Consider the following 24,582-nt stretch of genomic DNA (forward strand, 5'->3'; position numbering starts at 1 on the left):
CTTATCCTCTCCCCTTTCGAGCTGATCTGTCTAAAACAATAGACTTGAAACGGTCGAAAATTCCATCATTCTCCTCAGGCCCCGGAGCCCCTTCCGGATGAAATTGCACCGATAAAATTGGATAAGAAGTATGCTCCATTCCTTCTACAGTTCCATCATTGAGATTCAGCAAGGTAACCTCAAAGCCCGAACCCTTCAAAGAGTCTTCCTGTACAGCGTAGCCATGGTTTTGGGATGTCATTGTCGCTTTTCCAGAGCGGATGTCGATCACCGGATGATTCCCGCCCCGATGTCCATAAAGTAATTTGTAGGTTCTTCCACCTGCAGCCAAGGCTAAAAGCTGATGTCCCAGACATATCCCTAAGATCGGCAGCTTATCATATAACTTCCGTACTGTAGCAATTTCTTCTGGTAACTCTTCAGGATCGCCAGGGCCATTGCTCAGAACAATCCCACTGGGGCGATTCTTAAGTATTTCTTCAGCCTTAGTCCTAGCTGGGAAAACCATAATCCGAAACCCTCTTTTCTGAAGGTTACGAATGATATTTCGTTTTACGCCAAAATCTATGACTGCAATTAATGGACCCGATCCGGGAATTTCAAATGACTCTTTGACCGTCGAACGATAGACCCAATGCTCACTATTTTCCTTTATTTTTTTCTTCGAATTCCTCCAATACTCCTGCCCAATCTCTTTAGTGCGAACAAGTACTCCTGGCAAGGTTCCAAATTGCCGCAAATATCTGGTCAGCGCTCGTGTATCAACTCCCTTTAGGCCTTGTACACCATGCTGATAACAATAATCCTCCAGAGACCCCTCACCATGCTGACTCCCCTCTCCCCCGGAAAGTTCGCGAAGGATGAGCCCTTGCAGGCGTGTTTTATCCGCTTCATTTTCTTCGTGATGCCATCCATAGTTTCCAATCAGGGGTTGAGTAAGGACAAGTATCTGACCTGCATAGGATAAATCTGTAACCATCTCCTGATAGCCACTCATTGAGGTATTGAAAACGACTTCTTGCTCTTCTACCTGGGTGAAACTCTTTTCCCATCCCCCAAACTCTTCTCCCTCAAAGGTCGTCCCATCTTCAAAAATAAGATAAGCCACCTCGACACTTCCTCTCCTCCATACTTTCAAATGCTTTATCTATCTAACAACTCTATCCCTCTGCACTAACTTACCTTCAACCCAAACCATCACCGGGAACCCTTCCATGATCTTTCCTAAAAACGGAGTATTACGAGCTTTAGAAACTAAGTTCGTCGAATCGATCATCTCTGAGAAGTTCGGATCAAAAAGCACCATATCCGCTATTGCCCCAGGCTTGAGGGTTCCCCCGTTCAAACCAAACCGTTGTGCCGGAGCCATACTCCAGGCCTCAATCACACGATCCGGGGACAATCGCCCGGGTAATACCAAGTAATTCCACACAGCACTCAAGGCAGTCTCGAGACTAGCAATTCCAAAAGGAGCTTCTGCAAAAGGTCGCGCTTTTTCTGCCTGAGTGTGTGGGGCATGATCAGTTGCTATCATATCAATAGTTCCATCACGCAGCCCTTCAATTAAGGCTTCCCGATCCTCTTTCGAACCCAGGGGAGGATTTACCTTAAGCACTGTATCTGTAATGCCTATCTCTTCATCACAAAAGATGAGATGATGGGGATTGACCTCTGCCGTTACATTGACACCTCGTGCTTTAGCTTTTCGAATCAGCTCTACGCTATCAGCAGTTGAAATATGGGCCAGATGAAGCTTCCCACCAGTTTCCTCGGCTAGAATTAAATCCCTGGCCACTATTACACTCTCGGCACTGGCCGGAATTCCTCTTAATCCCATCCTCCCTGAGGCCACGCCTCTTCGCATAAGGCCATCTCCGGCTAAATCTTTATCCTCACAGTGACTGATAATCGGAAAGCCCGTAAGTTTGGCATATTCTAGAGCAAGCCTCATCATTTCTGCGTTCTGAATGTTTTTACCATCATCCGAAAAAGCTACTGCTCCTCCTGCTTTCATATCCGCCATCTCTACCAGTTCACTGCCCTGCATACCTTTAGTGACTGTCCCTATGGGAAAGACATGGGCATATCCGGCACGTTCACCTTGTCTACGTACAAACTCGACCAAAGCTCGATTATCTATGGGAGGTTGTGTGTTAGCCATGGCCAGAATTGTTGTAAATCCACCCCGTACTGCAGCACGTGCTCCACTTAAAATATCTTCTTTATCCTCTTGACCTGGTTCACGCAGGTGAGTGTGTACATCAATAAGTCCTGGAAATAGATATTTACCTTTCCCATTGATTGTTTCCACAGATTTGCCCTGCGCTTTTACGATAACTTCCTCTTCGGTCATCGCCGAGGAAATTTCTAATACTGTTTTATCCTTAATGAGAACATCCTGGGGAGCAGATATTTTTTGACTAGGATCTATAACCATAACGTCTTTAAGCCACCACATTGCCGGACCCTCCTATCAGTAAATAAATCAATGCCATACGGATTGCTACACCATTCGTGACTTGACGCTCAATCAAGGCGTCGACCCCATTAGCAACATCATCGGAAATTTCAACCCCTCTATTCATCGGGCCGGGGTGCAACACGATGCTTTGTTTGCCTGTTTTCTTGAGACGCTCTGTGGTCAAGCCATACAGGTGGCTATATTCACGGAGACTGGGAAAGAGTCCGCTTTTCTGTCTTTCAAGTTGGAGGCGAAGGGCCATAACGATATCCGCTCCGGGTAAAGCACTGTCTAGATCATGAGTCATGTTAACTCCCAATCCTTCCATTTCAGCGGGAACAAGCGTCGGAGGTCCGGCCAAAGTCACATTTACCCCCATCTTTTGCAGACACCAAGCATTACTTCTAGCAACCCTAGAATGTAAAACATCCCCCACAATGACCACGTTCTTACCTTCTAGCTCTCCCAAATGTTCCTGCATCGTAAATATATCCAGTAATGCTTGGGTTGGGTGGGCATGCTGCCCATCACCTGCATTAATGACTGCCGGGTCTAAGATATCTGCTAAAAACTTCGCTGAACCTGAACTAGGATGCCTCAGTATCACGACATCAGCTCTCATTGCCTGAATCGTCTTTGCTGTATCATATAAGCTCTCTCCTTTACTTACACTGCTCTGAGCAACTGCAATACTTGTTGTATCAGCCCCTAAAACCTTCGCAGCCATTTCAAAGGAGGTTCGAGTCCTTGTACTTGCTTCATAGAAAAGATTAACTACTGATTTTCCTTTTAATGTAGGCAATTTTTTTATTGGACGCATTAAAATCTCTTTCATCACTTTTGCAGTATGCAAAATATGACGGATTTCCTCCACACTCATATCCTCAATCGCTAGAATATCTTTACGCTGCCACTTCATGAAGAAACCTCCCTAATTTTTTCCATTCTTATTATTTCTAAACAGTTTGTGATTATTCTCTTTGAAAGTAAGGGGAATTGCACGTTCACACACGTTCCATTCACTCGCTCGCTGGATACTGAAGCTATTACGCCAACCTCCGGGTAGTTCAGGATGTGAACCTCGGCGTAATATTTGCTTCAGTATCAGCACTCGCTTTACAGTGAACTCCACTAAAGTGTTCACTTAGCAATATCCCCTTAGTTTCTGGAAGACCGGGTAAAAATGTAAAAATCCTCGTCCCAAAAGGGAGAGGATTTAAAAATAGGCATAGCCTACTATATCCAACTCACCCCTTGGTTATCTCTCTGGATAACATTTAAAGGGAACCGGTTGATTAAATTTTATTAATATCATCATCTCTTTCGAGCAAGAGCACGTCTTCGTCCCCATCCACTTCTTTAAGTCGAACAGCAACAATTTCTCGACGAGAGGTGGGAAGGTTCTTACCAACAAAATCTGCTCGGATAGGCAACTCTCTATGTCCCCGGTCGACCAGCACGGCCAACTGAATTCGTTCAGGTCTTCCTATATCCATTGTTGCGTCTAAAGCTGCACGAGCCGTTCGGCCTGTGTAAAGTACATCATCAATTAAAATAACCGCTTTACCTTCAATACTTACCGGAATGTCTGTTTCATGAACGACAGGGTGAATGTCAATGGTACTGAGATCGTCTCGGTAAAGAGTAATATCCAGGATTCCCAATGGAACCTTTACTCCCTCGAATTCTTCGATGTACTGCTGGATTCGTTCCGCAAGAGGCACTCCTCTTCTACGAATCCCTACTAGGACAAGTTTATCAGTACCTTTATTCTTTTCGACAATTTCATGAGCAATACGAGTTACTGCCCGGCGAATTCCATCCGGATCTAAAATCTTACTCTTTATTGTTCCTTCCAAGGCTTCTAACTCCTTTCTTCCCAGGGAATCTTTATCCTTAGATCTTTCCGTCCTAATTGGTAATTGGTTGCTCGGATACTTTCTGAGTAGTACAAAAAAACTGTCCTAAAAGCAGACAGTTTTCCATGTATCCGTCTGCCTTCCCAAGCCTCTCGGGACTTCATTAAAGGCCATAATTCTTGTTCCCTAGTTTACTTTAGCTTTGCTTAAAAGTCAATGCACTAATTCAAATGCCGGAATTTATTGAGTAGTCTCTCAACTAGCGCATTTTTTCAAGCAGAGCGGCAAACTTATTCGGCAGAGGCGACCCGAAACTCATCCATGACCCATTGCGCGGATGCTCAAAACCTAAATGAGCTGCATGAAGCATTTGACCTTGTATTCCAAATTGATTCTTCTTAGGACCGTATACCGGATCCCCTATAATCGGGTGTTTTATATAAGCCATATGTACGCGTATCTGATGGGTTCGCCCTGTCTCTAAGCAAACTTCCAAATATGAAGTATCACCGAAACGTTCAACAACGGTATAATGTGTCACAGCCTGTTTCGAATTCTGCATAACCACCGCCATGCGTTTTCGATCAGAAGGATCACGGCCAATTGGGGCATCGACGGTTCCTGATGGCTCCGTCATGACCCCGTGAACCAGGGCCAAGTATTTTCTCTCCATGGAATGTGCTTTAAGCTGTGCCGCAAGACCTTGGTGTGAAAAGTCGTTCTTGGCCACCACCAAAATCCCCGATGTATCCTTGTCTATGCGGTGTACAATCCCCGGTCGCAACACTCCATTGATTCCGGAAAGGTTATCACAGTGGTATAGTAAAGCATTAACCATCGTTCCCGTCCAAGCCCCGGGAGCCGGATGAACTACCATTCCTTGAGGTTTATTGACAACTAAAACATCCTCATCCTGGTAAATAATCTCCAGGGGAATATTTTCCGGTGTAGCCGAAGATTCTCTTGGAGCCGGAATAGTGACTTTTACTAGATCCCCTTGGCGTATTTTGTAATTCGATTTTCTAGCTAACCCATTAACAAGTACCCATTCTTTTGTGATTAGACCCTGAACGAAAGAACGGCTTTTTTCTAAAACTTCAGTTACTCCAAGATCTAAGCGAACTCCTTCAGGAAGTTCAAACACTTGCTCGCAAGAAGGTATATGTTCATCTTCATCCAATCCGCAATCGGAGCAATCTAATCCTGAATTATTTGTTGAATCAATTAACACTCTTCATACCCCAATACCTAGTTTTTCACGGTGAGAGCTAAATGCAGTTCACTACTCATCATTTACATCAAGTTCAGATCTCCTTGAGGCTCTCTCATCCCGATAAATAGCCAGCAACAGTAATCCTACCCCTACAACAATCATACTATCAGCGAAGTTAAACACATACGGCCAAATCTGAAAATCAAGATAGTCTACAACCCGTCCTATAACCAGCCTATCGTACAAATTCCCCAGTGCTCCGCCTCCAATTATCCCTAATGCCAGTCTAGTAATCCTCTCATGGCGCGGTATACGATATTGCCCATAAACCACACCTCCAACAACCAGAACCGCTGTAAGGATAAAAATCCAAGTTCGGCCCGCCATCAGACCAAAAGCTGCACCTGGATTCAAGACATAGGTCAAATGGAATATCCCGGGGAAAACTTTTAGCGTTTCGCCCGGAATAAAGTATGTTTGAATTAAAACCTTTAGAAAACGATCAATACCCCAAACCCCAATTATTGCAAGCCAAACTAACAACAGATTCCCTCCCACTATTCTTTCCCTCATCTTAACATAGGGTTTTAAGTGGGGCAAATAATTATGTTTGTCCGTGCTCTTTACTATAATGAATGGTGTTTAAGCGCCCTTCCGGTTCCCGTTGAGTTTCTATGGTTTCAATAAATTGGACTGAGCCAATAGTCTCGTCCGAATCTTCATATAGATTATTAGGATCGGAAATATTCCGGTTAGTTCCCAAGTCCTGAAGAGTATCTGCAGTCCCATAGCGTGCCACTGCCTGCCATGAATCCTCACCATCAAACATTACCCGATCGGTACCATCATTAAAAGTCCTGGAAAAAGGACGATTTAAAATTTCATTTTCCACTGGTTCTCGATGCAGGGAGTGTTGCTCTTCCTTTTCTTCCTCACGGCTGCATTTAGCACATACTGTCGTATAAGGCAAAACCTCAAGACGTTCATAGGGAATTTGTTGGCCACAATGCTCACATTTAGCATAGTTTCCTTTTTCAAACCTTTCCAGAGCATTGTCAATAGCTCCAATTCTATGACTTAGGCGATCATGTTCGGCAATATCACGTGACCGCTGGTACAATTCGCTTCCAACATCTGCAGGATGATTATCCACGAGGGATAATTCTCCTAATGAATCTTTCATACTTCCTTCAAATAATTCAGCGGCAGTTTCCATAACTTCACTTCGTTCTTCATGTAATGTATTGATCAATTTATCATATCGCTTTTGATCTTTCAATTATCTTCGCCTCCTACTCCAAATTTAGGGTTGATTAACATATCTGCTTAATTCCGCAATCAATCCTCCTATTACTGGCAGGTTCAGAACTACTATCCGTTTTAAAATAAAATAGGCAAATCCAGCCAGCAAACCTGCTCCCAGGGCAGTTCCCAATCCTCGCAAAAGACCAACCCCAAAATTAATCCATAGCATTCTTCCCGGCCGATTTAAATAAGAAATATAATCAGCTAGTCTCATTTTTTCCAGAGTTTCTGCCAACAAAGCAACTTGATGGTTCAATCCCGCTAACTTCTGAGCATTAATAGAATCCGTTTCATCGTTACTTATCGAGAGTTCCATGGTCGGTTTATTCTCTTCTTTCGAAACGGCCACGTTATCACCTCACGTTAAACATCTTTTTTATTGTTCCCACAGCTTTGTAATTTACACTGATTCATTTAAAATATAATAATCTTAAAAAATTCAGTAATTAAGCTAATTATGGCTTCTAATTCAAATAAAAGGGTTGTAATTAACCTTTAGAAGTTAATTACAACCCTTTTAAAAAACATGCACTACTTATAGCCTAAGAGCTTCCCACATAGATAAAAACAAGGTTTATATTCTTCCACTAGGGAAGACATACCTCAAGCAATTGTCCGTTTACTAAACTAAAAGCATTCCCTTCGTCAGTGTCTACATGCAAGTCAAGAGCGTAATCAGGGCTTACCCGAACTAATACTTGATCAAGAATTCCGCCCCGAGAACCAGGGACAATAGCTCGGATATATTGCCCATCGTCGAGTTTATACTTCTCAGCATCTTGCGGACTCATATGAAGATGTCGGGCAGCAATAATAACACCTTTATTCATGTGAATCCTTCCCTTTGGACCTTCAACATCAATGCCGGGCGTTTCTTCAATCTTTCCAGAATCGCGGACTGGCGGTTTTACCCCAAGTTTAAAAGTATCTGTAGCAGTAAGTTCAACTTGAGAAGCTTTTCGGGCAGGCCCCAAAACCCGAACTCCCGCAATTGCACCTTTGGGTCCAATGAGCGTAACAGTTTCTTCACTGGCAAATTGACCAGGTTGACTAAGATCTTTCATCTTTGTTAAAGAGTATCCCTCACCAAAAAGAGCCTCAATATGATCATGCGACAGATGGATGTGGCGATTAGATATTCCGACGGGAACTTTAAAGGTTTCCATAAGTTCATCTCCCTCCTATCAAATAGTAATGCCACCGTGCGAAATAGAATATATCAAGTTTTTAAGCATCGGCAGAAGTTCTAAAATACCTTACACTTATTATACCTATTTCGATACGTTACGACAAATTACTATTTATTCAGTTGATTTCGGCAAGTAGATGAATTACGAAATTACATAAAAATTTGATATCAGGTACAAGAATTCTTACTCTCCTGTCAACCAAACTATTTCTCCCTCTTGAACCACCGGAACAATTGGTAAAATATTTGGAGTTGAGCAATACTCTATGTCTCGTTCAAAGCCCAAGGATATAAGTTTTTTCCCATGAACTGAGTTCCGAATCCTATCTGTAAGATGATCTTCAGAGCTTCGATATAACAGGCGTGCAGCTTCACCTAAATCGTTTAGCAAAATCTTTGATCCCAAAGAATCAATTAACATCCCGGCGCAAAGAGTATCCGGCAAGTCAAAACGTTCTTCTGTACCTGCACAAAACACTACTATTCCTTTTAACCTATTTCGATTCTCAAATTCTCTGTGTACAGCTAAAACAATACTATGCATATTGATAAACGAAGCCATCCAAATCATTGGGGCAGCAATAGAATCTCGTATAGCTCGAGTGCCATTCGATGTAGTCAAAATTACTCTTCTGCCTCCTACTTTTTCGGGAACATAGTCAAAAGGAGAGTTTCCTAAATCAAAGCCCTCAATGATCAGCGAATCACGCTCACCCCCTAATAATGAGCCGGGGAGCGTTAAACGTTTCTCTAAGGCTTCCTCTGAGGTAAGCACCGGGACAATGGCTTGGCAGCCATTGGCTAGTGCCGTCACAATGGTACTTGTTGCTCTCAAAACATCAATCACGATGACTAATCTATCTTCTAAATAGGGAATTCGTGGAGACCCTGTACTCGGCAATACTTCGATTTGCATGCGATCACCCCATTCCTTTATTATTATATAACTTTATGGACAATCCTTTTATAATTCAACTTTTTCTGACTTAATTCCTGCATAATTTCTTTAAAATCCTTAATTTCCGATTTCTTTTAATAACATGCTTTTATAAAGCTTTTTGTATTGAAAAGAATAGACACAGAATACATAAGCATTCTGTGTCTAAAAATGATTTATTAAGACTCTTTACGCCAACGTAAGTTTGGTTTTCTGACGGCACTTACTTCATCCAAACGGGTTACAAATGTGGTATAGGGGGCGTTCTTTACCAGATCCGAATCATTCCGAGCTTCTTCAGCAATCTTAATTAGAACTTCAGCAAACTTATCTAGTGTTTCAATGCTTTCAGTTTCTGTAGGCTCTATCATCATAGCCTCTTCAACAATTATCGGGAAATAAATAGTTGGAGGGTGATAGCCATAGTCTAACAAACGTTTTGCAATATCTAAGGTGTGTACTCCCGTTGACTTAAGGTTCTTAGGGGTAATAATAAATTCATGCATGCAGACGCGTTCAAAGGGGAGATAATAATGGTCTTTAAGAATACTCATAAGATAATTGGCATTCAAAACTGCATTTTCTGAAGCTGACCTTAATCCCGCCCCGCCAAGGCTACGAATGTAGGCATAGGCCCTTACAAGTACTGAAAAATTTGCATAAAAAGAGCGTACACGTCCTATAGATAAAGGCATATCATTTTTAAGTGTAAAGACTCCATCTTCGGACCGTACAACCAGTGGTTTAGGAAGATAAGGAATCAGAAATTCCTTAACCCCAACCGGTCCAGACCCCGGCCCTCCGCCCCCATGGGGTGTTGAAAAGGTTTTGTGCAAATTTAGATGGACAACATCAAAGCCCATATCCCCCGGACGGGCAATACCCATTACAGCATTTGTATTCGCTCCATCGTAGTATAATAACCCGCCCACATCATGAACCAACTTGGTTATTTCTAAAATATTTTCATCAAATAGACCCACAGTGTTAGGATTTGTCAGCATCAGAGCCGCAACCTCGTCATTTAGAACCTCTTTCAAAGCTTCAAGATCCACCCCACCACGTTCATTGGAGGGAATTTGAATTATTTCGTACCCGGCCATTGCAGCTGTAGCGGGATTTGTTCCATGAGCCGAATCTGGAACTACGACCTTTGAACGTTTGGTGTCTTGGCGATGATCGTGATAGGCTTTGATAATTAGTATCCCTGTCATTTCTCCGTGGGCTCCGGCGGCTGGTTGAAGTGTAAACCCATCCATTCCGGTTAATTCACAAAGATCCTCCTGTAACTCTGCCATAAGCTGTAAAGCTCCTTGAGTCAGCGACTCCGGCTGATAGGGATGCAGAGCAGTAAAACCTGGAAGGCGGGACAACATTTCATTAACCTTTGGATTATACTTCATCGTACAAGACCCTAGAGGATAAAACCCAGTATCAACACCATGATTGAAGGTAGACAGGTGAGTAAAGTGACGGACAGCGTCTACTTCAGAGACTTCCGGAAGCAACGGTTCTTGCTTACGCAATAAACTCTCAGGTATGAGATTTTCAATAGGAACTTCCGCTACATCACAGGCAGGTAGACTTACTGCAGTTCGTCCATCGGCACTTAGATCAAAAATTAGCGGTTCTAAAACTTTCACTGGATTTCCCCCAATCTGGCCACTAGCCGATCAATATCTGCTTTTGATTTCGTTTCTGTTACACAGAAGAGGAGATGGTGATCGAGTTCCGGATAGAAACGAGCCAGATCAAGCCCACCAATAATTTTATTTTCTAAGAGTACTTTATTAATTTTCGCAGGTTCAATTTCAGTCTTAATCACAAATTCATGGAAAAACGGCCCAGAAAAAAACAAGCTCATCCCAGGTAGTTTAGAAATTTCTCGAGCAGCATAGTGGGCATTTTGCAGATTTAGATAGGCCATTTGTTTTAGTCCTATTTTACCTAAGGCACTTAAATGCATTGTAAAAGCAAGGGCGCAAAGCGCTTCATTCGAGCATATGTTTGAAGTCGCTTTTTCCCGTCGAATATGTTGTTCACGTGCCTGAAGAGTTAAAACATATCCTCGCTTTCCAGATTTATCAGTTGTAGCCCCAACTATTCGCCCAGGCATACGACGGACAAACTTATCTCGGCATGACAAGAACCCCAAGTATGGCCCACCATAATTCAGCGGGTTTCCGAAAGGCTGACCTTCACCTACTACAATATCAACCCCACACTCACCCGGAGACTTAACCAGTCCTAATGAAACTGGGTTAACAGAGACAACCACTAAGGCACCCTTGGCATGAGCCATCTGGACAACTTGTTCCACATTTTCTAGACCGCCAAAAAAGTTGGGAGTTTGAACAAGTACGCCTGCAATATCTTCTTGCAATACAGCATCTAAAGCCGCCTGATCCATTACACCTTCTTTGAAAGGAACTTCAATTATTTCTACACCCCGAGGCGGCAAATATGTTTTCAAGACTTCACGATATTCCGGATGCACCGTAGTCAAAACTAACACTTTATTTCGCCGTGTAGCATCACAGCTCATAAGAGCTGCTTCTGCTAGTGCCGAAGCTCCATCGTACATGGAAGCATTCGTGACATCCATTCCCGTCAATTCACAAACCAAGGTTTGATATTCATAAATTGCTTGAAGGGTTCCCTGACTAATCTCAGGTTGATAAGGTGTATAGGCTGTGTAGAACTCTGAGCGCAACAATAATTGGTCAATGAAGCTGGGAATGTAATGTTCATAAGCTCCAGCTCCCAAAAATGAACTATACTCTTCGACAGTTTTATTTAAAGCCGCCAAACCTTTGACCTGTTTGACTAATTCTTGCTCCGACATCCCTCCAGGAATAGCCAGCGCACGCTGCAAACGGACTTCCTGGGGAATATCTGCAAAAAGATCATCAAGTGACTTAGCCCCGATACGGGCTAAGAGCCGTTCTTTTTGGCTGTCCGTATTCGGTACGAAGTTCATTCTAATGTTCCTCCTGTGCTAAAAATGTCTCATATTCCTCAACGGACATCATACTTTCCAGCGGAGCTAAATCTTCAGCCTCAACCTTAATCAACCAGCCCTCTCCATAGGGGTCAGAATTTAATAAATCAGGTGTATCCATAACTGAAGTGTTCACTTCTACAACTTTTCCACTCACAGAAGCAGAGATGTCAGATACAGCTTTAACTGATTCAACTGTACCGTAAGATTTTCCGGCGGTTACCGTTGTTCCTACATCCGGGAGCTCGACAAACACTACGTCTCCAAGGCTTTTTTGGGCGTGGTCTGTTATACCAAAAGTTATAATGTTTCCTTCAACCTTTGCGTATTCATGCTCTTTGTTATACTTTACATCAACTGGATTCATTTAAATCATCCTCCTCAAATTTTAATTATTTTGTCCAAAGGGGATTAGCAACATCCATTAGTAATACTAAATGTGTATGGCTAGATGAATTTTATTTAAGCAATTAGCACGAGTAAAACTACTAGATTATTTTTAGCTATGCGATACTGGATAATACTTTATCAGATACTACACCAGATTACTTGGGTTTTGATTGATCCTCACGTTTATAAAACAAGGAGGGAACAATTCTTGCTTTAACTGCTTTTCCACGGATCATTACATCAAGAATCTGACCCTGAATCGCTAAATCGGCCTTGACTAATCCTAAAGCAATGTTTTTGTTTAGAGTTGGTGAAAATGAGCCAGATGTAACAAATCCAATCTCTTGCCCATCTTTTTGTAAGGGATAGTGGGAACGGGCTATTCCACGTTCAATCATTTCTAATCCTACTAACTTTCGCGGTACACCTTGTTCTTTTTGAGCGAGAATTACCTCCTTGCCAATAAAATTCACCTTATCTAGCTTAACAAAAATTCCAAGCCCAGCTTCAAGAGGAGAAATCTCCGCTCCTAATTCATTCCCATATAACGGAAGACGAGCTTCAAAGCGCAATGTGTCACGTGCACCCAGCCCAATCGGCTGTACACCCTCTAGAGCACCAACTTCCAATATTTTTCTCCACAGTTGCCGACTATGTTCAGGAGTAACATAAATCTCAAATCCGTCTTCTCCTGTATAGCCCGTCCGGGAAACCAGACAACTAATCCCGTCAATATTCCCGTGAGTGAAACTATAGTATTTAATCTGTGAAAGATTAAGTTCTGTAATACGCTGTAAGACAGTTTCCGCTAGAGGACCTTGTAAGGCAAGCTGAGCATATTGGTCAGAGACATTCCCTAAGTTCACATTAAAACTGTCTGCTTGTTTTAATATCCAAGCATAGTCCTTATCGGTATTGGAGGCATTTACAACAATCAGAAAATGTTGAGAATTATATCGATAAACCAACAAGTCATCCACAATTCCACCGCTTGGATAGCACATAGGAGAGTATAGAATTCTGCCATCTTCCAGCTTACTGACATCATTCGTGATCAGCATTTGAATAAACTCTAAAGCATCTTGACCACGAACCTCTATCTCACCCATATGAGACACATCGAAAAGGCCGGCCTTAGTCCGAACGGCATGATGTTCATCTATAACACCAACATATTGAACAGGCATTTCCCATCCGCCAAAATCAATAAGTTTTGCCTTATGAGCCAAATGCTCTTCGTAAAGTGGAGTGCGTTTTAATTCATTCATAAGAAACCTCCTTATTTTAGACTAGAAACTAGTTTTTCATAGTAGACATTTCGCGCATCAGATTTCTTCAATAGTGTTCCATATAGCAGGACATCACACCCAGAAAAAACCTTCCAAAACACCCTTGTAATTTCTGTAAATTAAAAGGACAGAGAAAATGCGTAGTCGCATTTTCTCTGTCCTTTAACCTGAGAGATTCGCCGTATCTCGGCTTCCCCTTTGGTGTTCTTTTACAAGAAACTCTCCAGAGTCCCGTCTTCTAGCAGTACTTTTGCCTGAGAGCTTCCCTCCTTGAAAAGCGTATTTCAAGGAATTTCTCCTTCGGCGTCTGTATTTCAGATCTCTCCTGCCAGCTTCATCCGGTATAAACTATTTACTTACTTATATAATATGCTTTTTCAGTCAATAAGTCTACTGGAATTTTCTGAAATCACGTTCCTACATCGAGGGCAAATCGTCGGAAACTCTTCATTCTTGCCAACTTCCTCATGGAACATCCAACAGCGCTCGCATTTTCTTCCTCCGGCTGGTTGAACATGAATTCCTAATCCCTTATTAACTTCCGCTGCCTGTACCCCTTCAGGTCTTTCTTCATCAGGTAGATGCATAACCAACTGGGAAACAATAAAGATTTCTGCCAAATTCGGAACTTGTTTAAGAGATTTGTACTGTTCTTCTGTCGGATACAAATCAACTTGTGCAGTTAAAGGATGACTAATAAGTTTGTCCTGTCGCGCAATTTCCAATATTTTTGAGACATCTGTGCGTAAAGCAAGAATCTGATCCCATCGGTTAGCCAGTTCTTCGTCCATCCACTCAGAATTCACTTTAGGCATTTCTGCTATTTGAACATTTGCCGCACTCTTTTCTCCAGGGATATACGGCCAGATTTCTTCAGTCATGAAGGACAAGATTGGAGTTAAAAGACGTACCAGCGCATCAAGAACTTCATACAAAACTGTCTGAGCCGAGCGCCGAAGAAGAGATGTTTTCCCTTCTACATAAAGCCGGTCTTTGACAATATCCAGATAAACGGCACTTAATTCTATGGTACAGAAGTTATGAATGGTATGGTAAGTCCAGTGGAATTCATAGGATTCATATCCCAGAAGTACTCGTTCAACTACTTTGGAAAGCTTAAGCAGAGCCCAACGGTCAATTTCTTGAAGGTCTTTATAAGCAACTTTATCCTTAGCTGGATCAAAATCATTGAGATTGCTAAGCAAGAAACGCAAAGTATTGCGAATTTTACGGTAGGCTTCAGACATTTGTTTCATAATTCGCGGAGAAGCGGCAACATCATTTTTATAGTCTACAGAACTCACCCAAAGCCTTAAAATATCCGCCCCTAATTCCTGAACAACTTTAAGAGGGTCAACCCCATTGCCCAAGGATTTTGACATCTTGCGCCCCTGCTCATCCACAACAAAACCATGGGTTAATACATTGCGGTAAGGAGCCTGACCAAAAGCAGCCACAGAAGTGGACAGCGAGGAATTAAACCAGCCACGGTGTTGATCCGAACCTTCCAAGTAGAGATCCGCTGGCCAAGACAGTTCTGGTCGCTGCTTCAGGACACCGGCATGGCTAGTTCCAGAATCAAACCATACATCCATGATATCTGTCTCTTTACTGAAGTTTGTCCCTCCGCACTCACAAGCAGTTCCCGCCGGCAACAATTCCAAGGCAGAATGAGCAAACCAAGCATCAGAACCTTCCTGCCGGAAGAATTCTTGAACCCTGGCAATAGTTTGATCGTTAACTAACACTTTCCCACAATCCTGACAATAGAAGATCGGGATAGGTACTCCCCAAGTCCGCTGCCGAGAAATACACCAATCTCCCCTGTCGGCTATCATGTTAAAGATCCGGTCTTTTCCCCAAGCAGGTATCCAGCGAACCTTCTCTATCTCATCTAAAGCAGCTTGTCGGAAACCATTAATCGAAGCAAACCACTGTTCAGTTGCCCGAAAGATAATCGGGCTTTTACAGCGCCAACAGTGAGGATAACTGTGTTCGATGATTTCCTCAAGTACAAGATCTCCGGAATTCTTTAGATCCTCCACAATTACAGGATTTGCCTTTCCGGTCTTTAGTCCCGCATATGCGCCACCTTCTGAGGTAAATTTCCCTTGGTGGTCAACGGGACATAAAACGGTTAAGTCATACTTCTTGCTAACATAGAAATCATCTTCACCATGGGCAGGGGCTGTATGAACACACCCTGTACCGGCTTCTAAGGTAACATGTTCCCCACAGATTACTAACGAGTCTCGATTCATAAGGGGATTTTTGCATATAACCCCTTCAAGTTCCTTTCCTGAAAGTATCTTTACTACAGGAAGTTCCAGCTTCCAGAGGGAACGTAGGGATTCTAACATCCCTTCAGCAACAACCCAATGTTCTTGGTTCGCCTTTACAACGGCATACTTAAACTCAGGATGTACACTAATTGCTTGATTTGCCGGCAGTGTCCATGGAGTTGTCGTCCAAATAACGACAAATGTGTTATCTTCAGTAAGAACACTTAGTCCATCACGTACCGCAAATTTCACATAAATTGCAGTAGCTGGCTTATCGGCATATTCAATTTCAGCCTCAGCAAGTGCAGTTTCACAGGAAGGGCACCAATAAACAGGCTTTAACCCTTTATAGATATACCCTTTCTTAGTCATATCCCCAAAAACTCCTATTTGAGCAGCTTCATACTCCTTTTGCAGAGTCAGATAAGGGTTTTCCCAATCCCCCCTTACTCCAAGCCGTCTGAATTCTTCCCGTTGAATCCCTACATACTTCTCTGCATAATCCTTGCATTTCTCTCTAAATTCAAGGGCGGAAACCGAATGACGGTTTACTCCTAATTTTTTAATAACTTGTTGTTCAATCGGAAGTCCATGGGTATCCCAACCAGGAACATAAGGAGCATCAAAACCCATCATGGTCTTATATTTGACGATGATATCTTTAAGTACTTTATTAATAGCATGTCCCAGATGAATATCGCCGTTCGCGTAGGGGGGGCCGTCATGGAGAATGAATTTCGGGCACCCTTCCCGAGCCTTTTGCACTTTCTCATAAAGATTCTCTTCTTCCCATGCTTTGAGAATTTCCGGTTCTCTTTTGGGAAGATTCCCCCGCATTGGGAAATCCGTTTCGGGTAGGTTTAATGTATTACGATAGTCCATTAAAAGATATCCTCCTTTGGTTCAAGCATATTATCCTTGCCGAATTTCAATGTTTTTATCACCTTACCAACTGCTATTTCGTCCGAATGGAGCAACTAAAAATCCCGCCCCTAATAGGGACGAGATTACTCGCGGTACCACCCATGTTGCTCTAAAGCCACTCGGAAGTCTTTTAACGGGGACAAACCGAACAAAGCTTACTTAACCTTTCAGCCTTTCACTCCAAGGGGATCTCTTTGCACTTTCTCACGGGCTCACACCAACCCCGCTCGCTGTTTAGTCAGTTAACAAAGACTGTCCTTTTCAACGTGTTTAAGATTTATACTATCAAATTACTACAAATGCAATAAAAGCACTAGTCTTTTAAAATAACTTTACGCAGTATGGTAATGAGTTTCGCTTGCCCTTCCGAATCAATCGGCTCCATCATCCAAAGACAAAGAAATGATAGCTTCCGGCTTTTCCAGTCTTGAACAAAAGGATCCATCTGCTCTTTGGATACGTATAAGTGCTTAGAGTCTGGAGGGGGAGTCAAACTTACAACGACACCACGTTGTTCCATTTCATCCATTGCCCTAAAGGCACGATCTAGCAAATCATCACTTCCGGTCATCAAAACATCTCCGGAACGAAAATGGTGATCTGCTTCAGCAAACCCAACACAAAAAATCTTTATATCTTTTTCATCTGAATTTAAGTTATCAATGGAAGCTAAAAGCTGAACCTCTTGGCCGCCAACTTTGCCAACATAAATCTCATTCTCATCCTGGTGTAAGGCAAACCCTTGAATGAGAAAGTCCGGAGATATCTCACTAATTATTCTATACATTGATGAAACCCTTCTCCTTCAAAGTCATCTGTAAAACATTTTACCACGAAACCAGAGAGATTCGCAACATTTTCCAGCTGATCTCGTTAAGCGATGCCTTCATTTTTCTCTTGTAAGGTTTCTAAATCTAGATGGGCTATTAAAAAAGACTTAAGTTGCGTACGCAATAAATCGCGTTTCCTGGCAAGACCTTGGATCTCTTCTTGAATTTCTTCCCACTTCTTCTGTGCTTCAGCAACCTTTATTGTCTTAGCATGTTCTGCCTCTCGCAGAATAATTGCCGCCTCCTGACGCGCAGACTCCTTGACTTCTTCAGCAGTTTGTTGAGCCAACACCAAAGTCTGTTGTAAGGTATTCTCTATTTGCCGATAATGTCCGATTTCCGTTTCTAACGCTTTCGTCTTTTCACGGAGTTCGAAATTCTCTGTATATGCTAATTCAAATTCTTGGCTGACATTCTCGAGGAATTTCTCCACTTCCTCACATTGATAGCCGCGAATCCCTTTGCGAAAAGCTTTATTTCGTATATCAAGTGGAGTCATTTCCATTTTGATCCCTCCTAATGCCGTTGTGACCGAAAAAGTAGGATTTGCCAAGCTATTTTGTCTTTTCGGGTATTGGAGCACTCCAATAGCTTAACGCGCCCATGCCCTCGACAAGATACTAAGTCATTAGGTTGTACTTCTGTTTCTACTTTGGTCACCCCAAGACCTGACTTTTTAACCTTACCTTGAGTTATCCATTCTTGAGCCATACTTCTTGATACCCCAAAGGCATTAGCAATTACCGCATCTAGGCGTGATGAATTTACAGTTATACGCCGCTCTTCACCCAGTCCAGGCAGAAGATCCGGTATTCCTTCTGATATTGAAACATTAATTTTTTCCCGCCCGGCTTCAGTCCATTGATTTAACAAAACTGGGACGATTTCCAGCGTAGTTGCAACATAGAAGCCACTCTGGCCAGCTTGAATATCTCCAAATAAATCTCTTCGTAAGCCTAATCCCATAAGAGATCCAAGTATCTGATGATGCTCTAGTTTAGCACGCAGATTAGTGGCTCGAACTGACAACAGGGAAATCTCTGCCTGCTCCGGTTTCATGATGTCTCCCTTTGCACCCATAATAATGCGAACCCGTTCAGCATCAGGGAGTCCGCCCTCTGCCAGATAGGCAAGATGTTCTTTACGTAAAACGGATTCAATCCAATCCCGCATAGCAAAACTCAAAAATGGAGTTACCTGTTGGAACTCTTTACTAAGGACTAAATTTACTTGATCCAATAAATGAGCTGCTTCTAAACGTGCTTCTTTATCAACCCAATATTTTAAGACGCTTCGATCAATTAAATGCCTCATTCTAGAAGATTTGCCATAACAGCCATTGTGCAACGTTCAAGGCAAGGATTGCAAAGATTGGCGAGAAGTCCATTCGCATTGCAGCATTGCCAAATTGAAAACGCTGGAATGGTTTGAGGATCGGATCGGTTACATCATAGAGAACCGCAACTAATTTGTTGTTTGAGGGGTAAAACTTAGGCCCAAACCAGGACAAAATAACTCTTACAAAAATGGCGTATATCAGAATAGATATCACTTTACTTACTATTTGAACAACGAATAGAATACTAATCCCTCCCTAACTTAGAACTCTGCCAAAACATTCCCTTGTCTTTAAGCTCGTCTCTCATCTCCCCAGATATGTCGACGTTATTCGGAACAAACAAGAATATACCATTTCCGACTTTCTGCATGTTTCCATTTAACGCATAAGTTGTCCCACTAATAAAATCAACGATACGTTTAGCTAAAACCTTCTCAGCGTTTTCCAGGTTAACAATTACAGGCCGACGGGTCTTAAGCTGGTCGGCAATGTTTTGAGCTTCTTCGAAAGAATTTGGTTCCATCACTACAACTCGCATCTGTTTCTGAGTATGTATACTTACTACCTGAGCGTTTTTACGGCTGGTACGAACTTCTTCCTGAACACTTTTCTCACGTTCGTTCTCCTCAAGAATATCCTCTTCAGTTTCCTCGTCTGCGAAACCCATAATTCCAATAACCTTATCAAATAATTTGGCCATTATCTTTCCTCCTCTTTCAGGTCTCTATTCACGGTCGCCGAAAATCTGACGGCCTACACGTACAAGGGTTGCCCCTTCTTCTATAGCCAGTTCAAAATCTTGACTCATTCCCATTGAAAGCTCGTCCAAATCGGCTCCAGGCCACTTTCGAGATTGCAGAGTGTCCCGCAATTCTCGAAGTTGGCGAAAAAAACCCTGAGTTTCAGTCATGCTTGCTTCCAATGCCCCAATGGTCATCAACCCTTGTATTCTAACAAAAGGAAAATCACCAACTGAGCTCAGAAAGTCCGCCACTTCCTCTGGCATGAGTCCAGCTTTGGCAGGATCCCGCGCAATATTAACCTGAACCAACGTTGTCCAAACAATGCTGCGTCGTTCTCCTTGGATATTTAGTGCTTCCAACAATGGAAGCCTGTCCAACGAATGAATCATTGCAATTTTATCATCTAAATATTTTACTTTGTTCGTCTGAAGCCTCCCCACCAGATGCCACTGGCAATCATTCGGAAGATTAGGAGCCTTTTCCAACCATTCTTGAACTCGATTCTCAGCAAAGACTCTTTGTCCAGCCCGATAAGCCTCCTCTAAACTTGAAACCGGCTGATTCTTAGAGACGGCCAATAATCGGATAGTACTCGGATCTCTCTTACTTCGTTCTGCGGCTTGGTTAATACGCCGACGAACCTCATTTAAGCGCTGTTCTATCCCCGCTTTTGCCAACATCAGACTATCTCCTTCGAAAATAATGAATTCTACGCTGTTTCATAGGTTTCCTGCTAAATAAATCACTCTCTAGATATTTTTTACGTTGGCAACTAATCCTTCGAGTCCATCTCGAGGGGTTATTACAACAGGAATACCACTTGGGAGATTCTCGATGCAAACCATGCTGTCATCTTCATCAAGGACTTTCACCTTTCTGAACTGCACAATCCCCTCACTCCAGAGAAAAACCCCCAGTTCCTCTCCTTTTGTCCATAAAGCGGATTTCGGAATAAGCACTCCATTAGTGGGCGGACGGAAAACCCAAGACACATCCTGCCTTCTTTGCACCGCTGAGCCGTCAATATAGTATGGAAATTGAACGATTACTCCTTTTGGCTGATCAGACTTACGCAAAATTTTAGCACTAATAGTCTGTTTACCCATAGTAACACGCATAGTTTTGCCAACTGTGAGCTCGTCTATATCCGAAATCTCCAAAAAGGCCATTGTTGGAATAAGGTTATTCACGATTTTCCCTATAACCTCACCAGTTTGAAAGGTATCTCCAGTTGTTTTGGCCACAGGGGTCTGGGTTAACAGCTTATTCAGATCCATTGAGATAAGGTTTTCACTGGTAAGAATGGATTCCAGACCATCACTTTGCTGAAAAAACAACCCCCCCTTAGCTGCAGTTATCAACTGATTTATTCCGCTAGTCTTAGTACCTGGTGCAGCCCCCTCAGGTTTTATAGTTGCCACCTGTTCCCCACGCCTAATACGTTGCCCATCTCCTCCAAGGTATTCAACTTTACCGGAAATTGGAGCGAGTACAGACAATTCTTCGTTAGCAAAAGTTGCAACCACAATCCGTTCATGATTAATGGTTCCTGTTTCAGCAGTTGCAAACTTTATTGTTCCTGCAATGAACGATGAGCGATAGCACCATCCAATTCCGCCTACTAACATAATGAATATTAGACCCCAAAACCAAAAATAGGATTTTCTTCTTCTCCCCTCCATTTTACCCTCCCTGGAATTTCGAGTTTCCGTGTACGAACTAGGTGTTTCATTTCAATTTAGCTCTTGGTAAATAACACGTAAAAACCGTTCCTACTCCCACCTTAGAATTCACACTGATATTTCCGCCTAATCCCTCTACCATGTGCTTCACAATACTAAGTCCAAGCCCTGTTCCCCCTTGTTCACGTGAACGGGCCTTATCTACTCTATAAAACCGCTCAAAAATTCTCGGCAATGTTTCCTCAGGTATGCCACAACCGGTATCTCCAAATTCCAAGCGAAGAAACTCCGGTCCAACTTGTGCATTTAACCAAACCCTTCCTTCAGCCGTATATTTTACGGCATTTTCCAATAAATTTAAAAGAAGTTGACTTAATAAATTCTCTCCTATGTTTAGGGGAGGCAAATTGTCAGGCAAATCAACTTCTAATTGAATTTCTTTTGCTTGGGCGAAACTTTGAATTACGGGTTTTATTATTTCAAATGCATTCTGGACGTAACTTATTTTAACAGAGCTTATAGCATGATTTTGCTGACCTTCGAGGCGTGCCAGAGTCATTAAGTCTTCAATGAGTCTTTGTAAGCGCAAGGTCTCTCCCTGGATTATTCCCAGAAAACGATTTCGTAAAGAGGGATCCTCCGCAGCTCCATCAAGAAGGGTTTCTACGAATCCTTTGATGGATGTTAGAGGGGTTCTTAATTCATGAGAGACATTGGCAACAAACTCTGTCCGAATTTTTTCAAGCCTTCGTAGTTCAGTTACATCATGAAATACTATAACTGCGCCACGAGACTGACCTTGTCCGCTTAAAATAGGATTAATTTTACTTTGCACAATCCTTTGGGCAATATTTATTTCTCTCGAAGCTGAAGGTTGGCCTGAAAGGACTTTACGAGTAAGTTGCTCTAGTTCAGTATCATAGGTCAGCTCTAACAGATATTCTAGTTCCCGAACTGTTTTTTGCCGTTCAAAAATTCTCTCTGCCGCAGCATTCACTAAGACAACCCGCCCTACATGATCAACCGCCACGACACCCTCTTGCATCCCCGCTAGAATTGCTTCCATCTTCTGTGCCTCTTGGGTTCCATTTTGGACTATCATCTCAACGTGTCGTGAGAGGTTATTAAGCTCAATGGTAAATTGTCCAATTTCGTCACTGGAATCCGACAAATGAATATGTTCAAAATCTCCCCTGGCAATGCGCTGGGTTGCGAAATGCAATTTCTCCATTCGTCGAATAAGTTGACTCGTGTAGAAATAAACAATTCCTGCCGGAAGAAGCAACGCAAGAAGTACAACTCCTAAATCAATTTGCTGGCGACCGGAAATCAACCTCGCACTTTCTCCTACCCAAAAAAGAAGCAGTGAAAGGGCAGTCATACCTAAAAAGAGGCCAGTTATTCGCCATTTAATACTCATAGTTTAACTATCCTTTAAATCGATAACCAATTCCACGTAATGTTTCGATATAATCCGGATTGGAGGGATCCTTTTCAATTTTCAAGCGCAGATGTCGAACATGGACATCAACGGTACGTGTGTCGCCATCATATTCGTATCCCCAAATTCTTTCCAATAAGTCATCTCGAGAATAAACTCTACCCGGATGTGCGACCAGTACTCGTAGCAATTCGAACTCTTTGGGCGTTAATTCAGTCTCGACACCCCGCACGTAGACCCTAAACCCTTTCACATCAATTCTTAGCTCTCCTCTAACAACTTGAGAATCTACCTCATCAGGCAGATTAATACGACGGAGACGGGCTTTGATTCTGGCTAACAATTCACGCGGACTAAAAGGTTTAGTCATATAATCATCCGCACCCAGCTCGAGCCCTAATACCTTATCAATTACCTCTCCCTTGGCTGTTAACATAATAATGGGTAGGTGCTGGTACTTGGGAATCAAACGTATTCTGCGGCAAACCTCTAGGCCATCCATCCCAGGCAACATAAGATCCAGTACTACAAGATCAGGATGTTCAGTTTCCACAATATCCAATGCTTCCTGCCCATCCTTAGCAACAGAAACAAGATAACCTTCCTTCTCTAAGTTAAACCTTAAGAGTTCTAGGATCGGTTCCTCATCATCAACCACTAAGATTGTCGCCACCTAAATCCTCCTTACTCTACGTTCGATATTCCTTCTCACTTGGTGTGTCGCATTCTGATCCATCCCGCCATTCGCCCCGTTCGGGCACCATCTCGCCGATGAGAGAAAAACCATTCAGGATTGCTCGCAGTGCAGACTGCTGCAATATCAATATTTTCTGGGTGTACTCCTTTTGCTAAGCACAACATTTTGTTCGCTTCCCATAGATTAAGCAAGTAGTGTCCATCCTCTTGAGGATAGAGAAAGGTCGTCTTATCATAATTCAGACGAAACTCCTCAGCTACCCGTTCATCGACTAGGTAACAACTGGGACCGATACTCGGGCCGATTGCCACCCAAGCACTTTCAGTTTGTCCGCCGGCTTTTTCAAAGTACTCTAAAGCCTTCAGACCAATTTTATTCACAGTACCTTTCCAACCGGCATGCACAATCCCTACGGCCTCAAGATTGGGGTAGTAGAAATAGAGCGGAACACAGTCCGCAAAAAAAGCCATTAACCCCAAAGTACTCTGGGTCAGCAACCCGTCAACACTTGGAATAGCAGTTTCTAATTCATTAGCTCCTCGACCGCCATCCTCTTCTGTAACCCAAATAACATTTGTACCATGAACCTGTTCTCCTACTGCAACTCTATCAGAAGGAACCCCCCAGTGGTTAAACCAGCATTTCCGATTTTCCAAAACCACCTTAGGATCATCCCCAACATGTAGCCCTAAATTGAAAGAGTTGTAGGGTACTTTACTCATCCCACCCACTCGAGTTGAAAACCCTAAGTCAATACCCGCAGCTTGCCACTTGGGTATGGTGAGATAGTTTAAGCCTCCACTACTTTTTTGTCGCTTCCAGCTCATCCCTCTAACTCCTTTGTTTACATTAAATATACCATCTATTAACCTTTTGGACAAACCTCCAAAAGTCCTAGTCTAATAGTACTTTCAGCAAAAAAAAAGTACTTCTAACAACTTTCTCCGTTAAAAAGTATAATAATATACAAAATAAGCATAAGCCTTTGCCTATTATGACA

At 42.6% G+C, this 24,582-nt stretch carries 25 protein-coding genes, 2 riboswitches and 1 other annotated feature; all 25 genes read right to left on the reverse strand.

What is annotated here, in order from left to right; translation table 11 throughout:
* Nucleotide 1 precedes the first annotated feature (1 nt).
* The 25 genes from carA to pgeF all read right to left on the reverse strand — a co-directional run bounded on the left by carA (nt 2) and on the right by pgeF (nt 24,409).
* On the reverse strand, nt 2–1,108 hold the full coding sequence (gene carA, locus DESMER_RS18320; protein ID WP_014904557.1) for a glutamine-hydrolyzing carbamoyl-phosphate synthase small subunit: 1,107 nt from the start codon (nt 1,106–1,108) through the stop codon (nt 2–4).
* A 39-nt stretch (nt 1,109–1,147) separates the two neighbouring features.
* Nucleotides 1,148–2,458, reverse strand: a complete 1,311-nt coding sequence (locus tag DESMER_RS18325) for a dihydroorotase (protein WP_014904558.1) — start codon at nt 2,456–2,458, stop codon at nt 1,148–1,150.
* Nucleotides 2,445–3,380, reverse strand: coding sequence for an aspartate carbamoyltransferase catalytic subunit (locus DESMER_RS18330; RefSeq protein ID WP_014904559.1), 936 nt, complete (start codon nt 3,378–3,380; stop codon nt 2,445–2,447). Before DESMER_RS18330 ends, DESMER_RS18325 begins: the two co-directional genes overlap by 14 nt.
* A 376-nt stretch (nt 3,381–3,756) precedes the next feature.
* On the reverse strand, nt 3,757–4,320 hold the full coding sequence (pyrR, locus tag DESMER_RS18340) for a bifunctional pyr operon transcriptional regulator/uracil phosphoribosyltransferase PyrR (protein ID WP_014904560.1): 564 nt from the start codon (nt 4,318–4,320) through the stop codon (nt 3,757–3,759).
* Nucleotides 4,321–4,579: 259 nt separating this feature from the next.
* Entirely contained in the window at nt 4,580–5,551 is a 972-nt protein-coding gene (locus DESMER_RS18345) for an RluA family pseudouridine synthase (protein WP_014904561.1), read from the reverse strand.
* A 51-nt stretch (nt 5,552–5,602) separates the two neighbouring features.
* Nucleotides 5,603–6,076, reverse strand: coding sequence for a signal peptidase II (gene lspA, locus DESMER_RS18350; protein ID WP_014904562.1), 474 nt, complete (start codon nt 6,074–6,076; stop codon nt 5,603–5,605).
* 61 nt (nt 6,077–6,137) lie between these two features.
* The gene (locus DESMER_RS18355) at nt 6,138–6,812 is read right to left on the reverse strand and encodes a TraR/DksA C4-type zinc finger protein (protein ID WP_014904563.1); all 675 of its coding nucleotides are present in this window, start codon (nt 6,810–6,812) and stop codon (nt 6,138–6,140) included.
* Between the two features lie 24 nt (nt 6,813–6,836).
* Nucleotides 6,837–7,187: a DUF5665 domain-containing protein gene (locus DESMER_RS18360; RefSeq protein WP_014904564.1), complete on the reverse strand. Its 351-nt coding sequence runs from the start codon at nt 7,185–7,187 to the stop codon at nt 6,837–6,839.
* Nucleotides 7,188–7,425: 238 nt separating this feature from the next.
* Nucleotides 7,426–8,004, reverse strand: a complete 579-nt coding sequence (gene pduL / locus DESMER_RS18365; RefSeq protein ID WP_014904565.1) for a phosphate propanoyltransferase — start codon at nt 8,002–8,004, stop codon at nt 7,426–7,428.
* 207 nt (nt 8,005–8,211) lie between these two features.
* On the reverse strand, nt 8,212–8,943 hold the full coding sequence (locus tag DESMER_RS18370; RefSeq protein ID WP_014904566.1) for a 2-phosphosulfolactate phosphatase: 732 nt from the start codon (nt 8,941–8,943) through the stop codon (nt 8,212–8,214).
* 200 nt (nt 8,944–9,143) lie between these two features.
* A complete protein-coding gene (gcvPB, locus tag DESMER_RS18375; RefSeq protein WP_014904567.1) occupies nt 9,144–10,607 on the reverse strand; it encodes an aminomethyl-transferring glycine dehydrogenase subunit GcvPB in 1,464 nt (487 codons plus the stop codon).
* Nucleotides 10,604–11,944 carry an aminomethyl-transferring glycine dehydrogenase subunit GcvPA gene (gene gcvPA, locus DESMER_RS18380; RefSeq protein WP_014904568.1) on the reverse strand — a complete coding sequence of 447 codons (1,341 nt, stop codon included), beginning with the start codon at nt 11,942–11,944 and terminating at the stop codon, nt 10,604–10,606. Before gcvPA ends, gcvPB begins: the two co-directional genes overlap by 4 nt.
* Nucleotide 11,945: 1 nt before the next feature.
* Nucleotides 11,946–12,332, reverse strand: a complete 387-nt coding sequence (gene gcvH / locus DESMER_RS18385) for a glycine cleavage system protein GcvH (protein WP_014904569.1) — start codon at nt 12,330–12,332, stop codon at nt 11,946–11,948.
* Between the two features lie 178 nt (nt 12,333–12,510).
* Complete coding sequence (gene gcvT, locus DESMER_RS18390) at nt 12,511–13,623, reverse strand: glycine cleavage system aminomethyltransferase GcvT (RefSeq protein ID WP_014904570.1); 1,113 nt, start codon at nt 13,621–13,623, stop codon at nt 12,511–12,513.
* A gap of 174 nt (nt 13,624–13,797) precedes the next feature.
* A riboswitch (glycine riboswitch) is annotated at nt 13,798–13,873 on the reverse strand.
* Nucleotides 13,874–13,876: 3 nt separating this feature from the next.
* Nucleotides 13,877–13,982, reverse strand: a riboswitch (glycine riboswitch).
* 39 nt (nt 13,983–14,021) lie between these two features.
* Nucleotides 14,022–16,808 (reverse strand): isoleucine--tRNA ligase, encoded by a 2,787-nt coding sequence (gene ileS, locus DESMER_RS18395; protein WP_014904571.1) that lies wholly within the window; start codon nt 16,806–16,808, stop codon nt 14,022–14,024.
* Nucleotides 16,809–16,920: 112 nt separating this feature from the next.
* Nucleotides 16,921–17,124 (reverse strand) — a binding site (T-box leader).
* A 39-nt stretch (nt 17,125–17,163) separates the two neighbouring features.
* Nucleotides 17,164–17,637 (reverse strand): hypothetical protein, encoded by a 474-nt coding sequence (locus tag DESMER_RS18400; RefSeq protein ID WP_014904572.1) that lies wholly within the window; start codon nt 17,635–17,637, stop codon nt 17,164–17,166.
* Between the two features lie 86 nt (nt 17,638–17,723).
* Nucleotides 17,724–18,185 carry a DivIVA domain-containing protein gene (locus DESMER_RS18405; RefSeq protein ID WP_014904573.1) on the reverse strand — a complete coding sequence of 154 codons (462 nt, stop codon included), beginning with the start codon at nt 18,183–18,185 and terminating at the stop codon, nt 17,724–17,726.
* Nucleotides 18,186–18,196: 11 nt separating this feature from the next.
* Entirely contained in the window at nt 18,197–18,994 is a 798-nt protein-coding gene (locus DESMER_RS18410) for a YlmH/Sll1252 family protein (protein WP_014904574.1), read from the reverse strand.
* A 1-nt stretch (nt 18,995) separates the two neighbouring features.
* Entirely contained in the window at nt 18,996–19,232 is a 237-nt protein-coding gene (locus DESMER_RS18415; RefSeq protein ID WP_143015488.1) for a YggT family protein, read from the reverse strand.
* 31 nt (nt 19,233–19,263) lie between these two features.
* A complete protein-coding gene (locus tag DESMER_RS18420; RefSeq protein WP_014904576.1) occupies nt 19,264–19,719 on the reverse strand; it encodes a cell division protein SepF in 456 nt (151 codons plus the stop codon).
* A gap of 24 nt (nt 19,720–19,743) precedes the next feature.
* Entirely contained in the window at nt 19,744–20,442 is a 699-nt protein-coding gene (locus tag DESMER_RS18425) for a YggS family pyridoxal phosphate-dependent enzyme (protein WP_014904577.1), read from the reverse strand.
* 69 nt (nt 20,443–20,511) lie between these two features.
* Nucleotides 20,512–21,444, reverse strand: coding sequence for a biotin/lipoyl attachment domain-containing protein (locus DESMER_RS18430; protein ID WP_014904578.1), 933 nt, complete (start codon nt 21,442–21,444; stop codon nt 20,512–20,514).
* Nucleotides 21,445–21,490: 46 nt separating this feature from the next.
* Nucleotides 21,491–22,864, reverse strand: a complete 1,374-nt coding sequence (locus DESMER_RS18435; RefSeq protein WP_014904579.1) for a sensor histidine kinase — start codon at nt 22,862–22,864, stop codon at nt 21,491–21,493.
* A gap of 7 nt (nt 22,865–22,871) precedes the next feature.
* On the reverse strand, nt 22,872–23,558 hold the full coding sequence (locus tag DESMER_RS18440) for a response regulator transcription factor (protein ID WP_014904580.1): 687 nt from the start codon (nt 23,556–23,558) through the stop codon (nt 22,872–22,874).
* Nucleotides 23,559–23,593: 35 nt separating this feature from the next.
* On the reverse strand, nt 23,594–24,409 hold the full coding sequence (gene pgeF / locus DESMER_RS18445) for a peptidoglycan editing factor PgeF (protein ID WP_014904581.1): 816 nt from the start codon (nt 24,407–24,409) through the stop codon (nt 23,594–23,596).
* Nucleotides 24,410–24,582: the final 173 nt, after the last annotated feature.

This window comes from Desulfosporosinus meridiei DSM 13257, assembly GCF_000231385.2.
GTDB lineage: Bacteria > Bacillota > Desulfitobacteriia > Desulfitobacteriales > Desulfitobacteriaceae > Desulfosporosinus > Desulfosporosinus meridiei.